We start from the raw sequence: 3,532 nt of genomic DNA, 5'->3' as shown, positions 1-3,532 counted from the left end.
GTGGGCGAGGACCAGAAACAGCACCTTGAACTGACCCGCGACATCGCGGCCAAGTTCAACCATGACTACGGCGTCGATTTCTTCCCGTTGACCGAACCGGTGATCGAAGGGGCTGCGACCCGCGTCATGTCCCTGCGCGACGGGTCCAAGAAGATGTCGAAATCCGACCCTTCCGATGCCAGCCGTATCAACCTGACCGACGATGCCGACACCATCGCCAAGAAAATCCGCAAGGCCAAGACCGACGCCGATGCGCTCCCCTCCGAAGTGGACGGCCTCAAGGACCGGCCAGAGGCGCGCAATCTGGTGAATATCTTTGCCGCGCTGAACGACCAGACCGTTGAACAGGTTCTGGCCGATGTGGGCGGCCAGCAGTTCGGCACCTTCAAACCCAAACTGGCTGAACTCGCCGTCGCCAAAATGGCCCCGATCAGCACCCGCATGGCAGAGCTGATGGCCGACGAGGCAGAGATCGACCGCATTCTGGCCCACGGTGCCACCCAAGCGCGCGAGATCACCGCGCCGATCCTCAAGAAAACCTACGAGATTGTGGGCATGGTGGGCTAAACCAGCCCGCCCCTTCACCCTTTCCCAAATACTCACTCCACAGGTCCCCCCCGCAGCACCACGGCTGCGGGCCTTGCCCCCATGGACAATCCTTTAGCGTTTTGCCAGCCTTCGCCCGAACCACGAAGGGGATAGACGATGACCACCGGTTTTTTCATGGATGAACGCTGCTTTTGGCACGCAGGTGGCAACTATGCCTTTACCATGCCCGTGGGCGGCTTGGTGCAGCCGCTGGCGGCGGGCGGCCTGCCGGAAAACCCCGAGACCAAACGCCGCCTGCGCAATCTGATGGAGGTCACCGGCCTGATGGCCGAGCTCGACCTGCGCAGCGCGGCACCTGCATCGCGCGAGGATCTGCTGCGGGTCCATCCGGCTGCCTATCTCGACGACTTCAAGCGCCTTTCCGACGCGGGCGGTGGAGAGCTGGGGCTGCGCACCCCCTTCGCCGCCGGCGGGTTCGAGATTGCGGCGCTGTCCGCGGGCCTCTCCATCGCCGCGGTAGAGGCCGTTGCCAAAGGTGACCTCGACAATGCCTATGCGCTCAGCCGTCCACCGGGGCACCATGCGCTGCCTGATTTCCCTAACGGCTTCTGCCTGCTCGCCAATATCGCCATCGCGATCGAGGCAGCAAAGGCCAAGGGGCTGGTGCGCCGCGTTGCCGTGCTGGACTGGGATGTGCACCACGGCAATGGCACCGAGGCGATCTTTTATGACCGCGACGACGTGCTGACGATCTCGCTCCATCAAGAAGGGAATTACCCGCTTGATACCGGCGCGCTGGCGGATCGAGGCAACGGCGCGGGAGCCGGTTACAATATCAACCTGCCGATGCACGCGGGGTCGGGGCATACGGCCTATCTGCATGCGCTCGATCGCGTGGTGCTCCCCGCGCTCGACGCGTATCAGCCCGATATGATCATCGTCGCCTGCGGTTTCGATGCCTCTATCGTGGACCCGCTGGCGCGCATGCAGGCCACAGCGGAAACCTTTGCCGAGATGACACAGCAGATCAAAGCCGCGGCGCAAAAACTTTGCGGCGGCAAGCTGGTGCTCGTTCATGAAGGCGGCTATTCAGAGGCCTATGTTCCCTTCTGTGGCCACGCCACCATTGCAGCCCTCGCAGACAGTGACATCACAGCGCCAGATCCCCATGCGAAGAACTTTCGCATTCGCCAGCCAAGCCCCGCATTCGACGCTTTCCTGCGCGCGTCCATCGACGACATGGCGCAAGAGCTGAACCTATAAGAGAGACCCCGATGCCGACACCCAATCCCGACGCGCTGCATTTCCTGCAAACCCGCCGTTCGCGCCCCGCCAAGACCCTAACCACACCGGTCCCCGACCGCGACACGCTGACCGAGCTGTTGACCGTGGCCTCGCGTGCGCCGGATCACGGGATGCTGGAGCCCTGGCGATTTATCGTGATCGAAAAGCCCGCGATGGCGCGTCTGGCCGACATCGCCGAGGCACGCGGCACCGCCCTGGCGCTCGACGCCGAGCAGATCCAGAAGGGCCGCGGGCAATTCGATCAGGGCGATCTGGCGGTTGTGGTGGTCGAGGTGCAGAAACCCTCGCCCAAGATCCCGCCGTTGGAACAGACCTATGCCGTGGGCGGGGTCTGCCTGTCGCTGGTCAATGCCGCGCTCGCCTCTGGCTGGGGCGCGAACTGGCTAAGCGGTTGGGTCAGCCACGACCGCGCCTTCATGACCGAGGCTTTCGACCTCGCGGAACACGAACGCATCGCAGGCATCATCCATATCGGCACCGAAACCTCCGCCCCGCCAGAGCGCGGGCGCCCCGACATCACGGCGATCACCACATGGCAATAGCACAGATTTTTCGCGCCTTCGGGCTGGCCGTTGGACAGCTCGGCGATCCAAGCTTTCGCCGCGTGCTGCTGCTGGGTGTCGGCTTGGCGTTGCTGCTGCTGGTCGGTGCGTCTGCGGGCTTTGTCTGGCTGATCGACTGGCTGACCGGAGAGGACAACTGGCTGCCCGTTCTGGGCGAGGTTTCGTGGCTTGACGATCTGTTCAGCTGGGGGGCAGCGCTGCTGTTGATGGTGCTGTCGGTGTTCCTGATGGTGCCCGTCGCCTCGGCCATCACGTCGATGTTTCTGGATGATGTGGCCGACGCGGTAGAGGCCGAACACTACCCCCATCTGCCCCCCGCCACGCCCGTTCCCTTTGGCGACGCGCTGCGCGATACGGTGAACTTCATGGGGGTGCTGATCGGTGTGAACGTCGTGGCGTTGGTGCTGTACCTGATGTTCGCCCCCTTCGCGCCCCTGATCTTCTGGAGCGTGAACGGTTTCTTGTTGGGGCGCGAGTATTTCACCCTTGCCGCGATCCGGCGGGTGGGCCGCACCGAGGCAAAGCGTCTGCGCGGGAAACATGGCCTTACAATCTGGGCCGCCGGCGTGTTGATGGCGATTCCCCTGTCGGTGCCGCTGCTGAATCTGGTGATTCCGATCCTAGGGGCGGCGACCTTTACCCATTTGTTCCACCAATTGGTGTCGGTGCCCCGTGGAGCCACTGCTCCACATCCGCCACGGTGAACCAGCCCGACAGGATGATCCCCGCGATGATCGCCCATAGCACGATCGACACAGCGGTCGTCCACAGCGCTTTCTTTTTTAGGTGGTGATGTTCGGGGGCCCCCGCATGGGTGCCCTCGACGATCTGGCCCAGATCCCCCTGGGTCTGCACCCGTACTGGCAGCAGGATCATAAAGACCATCGACCAGATCACGGTGAACAGAACGATACCTGACATGACGGCCATGGTTACACCTGCTCCAGCTCGACCAGCGCGCCGTTAAAGTCTTTGGGGTGCAGGAAAATCACCGGCTTGCCGTGGGCACCGATCTTGGGCTCTCCGTTCCCCAGAACACGCGCGCCGCTTTCCTTCAGGCGATCCCGCGCCGCGATGATGTCTTCGACCTCATAGCAGATGTGGTGGATGCCACC

At 63.2% G+C, this 3,532-nt stretch carries 5 protein-coding genes and 1 pseudogene; 4 read left to right on the top strand and 2 right to left on the bottom strand.

The features are described 5' to 3' along the window. The 4 genes and pseudogenes from B3849_RS00090 to B3849_RS00075 form a co-directional block, all read left to right on the top strand. Positions 1–567 (top strand): annotated as a pseudogene (locus tag B3849_RS00090) (tryptophan--tRNA ligase); the annotation flags it as partial. Between the two features lie 138 nt (positions 568–705). After that, entirely contained in the window at positions 706–1,812 is a 1,107-nt protein-coding gene (locus B3849_RS00085; RefSeq protein WP_278424829.1) for a class II histone deacetylase, read from the top strand. A gap of 11 nt (positions 1,813–1,823) precedes the next feature. Next, entirely contained in the window at positions 1,824–2,396 is a 573-nt protein-coding gene (locus B3849_RS00080; protein WP_064216344.1) for a nitroreductase family protein, read from the top strand. Beyond that, positions 2,387–3,121 (top strand): EI24 domain-containing protein, encoded by a 735-nt coding sequence (locus B3849_RS00075; RefSeq protein WP_278424828.1) that lies wholly within the window; start codon positions 2,387–2,389, stop codon positions 3,119–3,121. The genes B3849_RS00080 and B3849_RS00075 overlap by 10 nt, the downstream gene beginning before the upstream one ends. Here B3849_RS00075 and B3849_RS00070 read toward each other — a convergent pair. Then, positions 3,054–3,347, bottom strand: a complete 294-nt coding sequence (locus B3849_RS00070; RefSeq protein ID WP_005851259.1) for a DUF1467 family protein — start codon at positions 3,345–3,347, stop codon at positions 3,054–3,056. The genes B3849_RS00075 and B3849_RS00070 overlap by 68 nt on opposite strands. A gap of 2 nt (positions 3,348–3,349) precedes the next feature. Beyond that, the coding region (locus B3849_RS00065) for a VOC family protein (RefSeq protein ID WP_286779672.1) at positions 3,350–3,532 on the bottom strand (183 nt) is incomplete at its 5' end.

This window comes from Sulfitobacter sp. UBA4523 (assembly GCF_002388305.1).
Classification (GTDB): domain Bacteria; phylum Pseudomonadota; class Alphaproteobacteria; order Rhodobacterales; family Rhodobacteraceae; genus Sulfitobacter; species Sulfitobacter pontiacus.
This window is presented reverse-complemented; position numbering and strand designations above follow the sequence as displayed.

Bases quoted from the DNA above. Each gene is read 5' to 3' on its own strand.
- B3849_RS00085 (WP_278424829.1), top strand. From the start codon at position 706: ATGACCACCGGTTTTTTCATGGATGAACGCTGCTTTTGGCACGCAGGT.
- B3849_RS00080 (WP_064216344.1), top strand. From the start codon at position 1,824: ATGCCGACACCCAATCCCGACGCGCTGCATTTCCTGCAAACCCGCCGT.
- B3849_RS00075 (WP_278424828.1), top strand. From the start codon at position 2,387: ATGGCAATAGCACAGATTTTTCGCGCCTTCGGGCTGGCCGTTGGACAG.
- B3849_RS00070 (WP_005851259.1), bottom strand. From the start codon at position 3,347: ATGGCCGTCATGTCAGGTATCGTTCTGTTCACCGTGATCTGGTCGATG.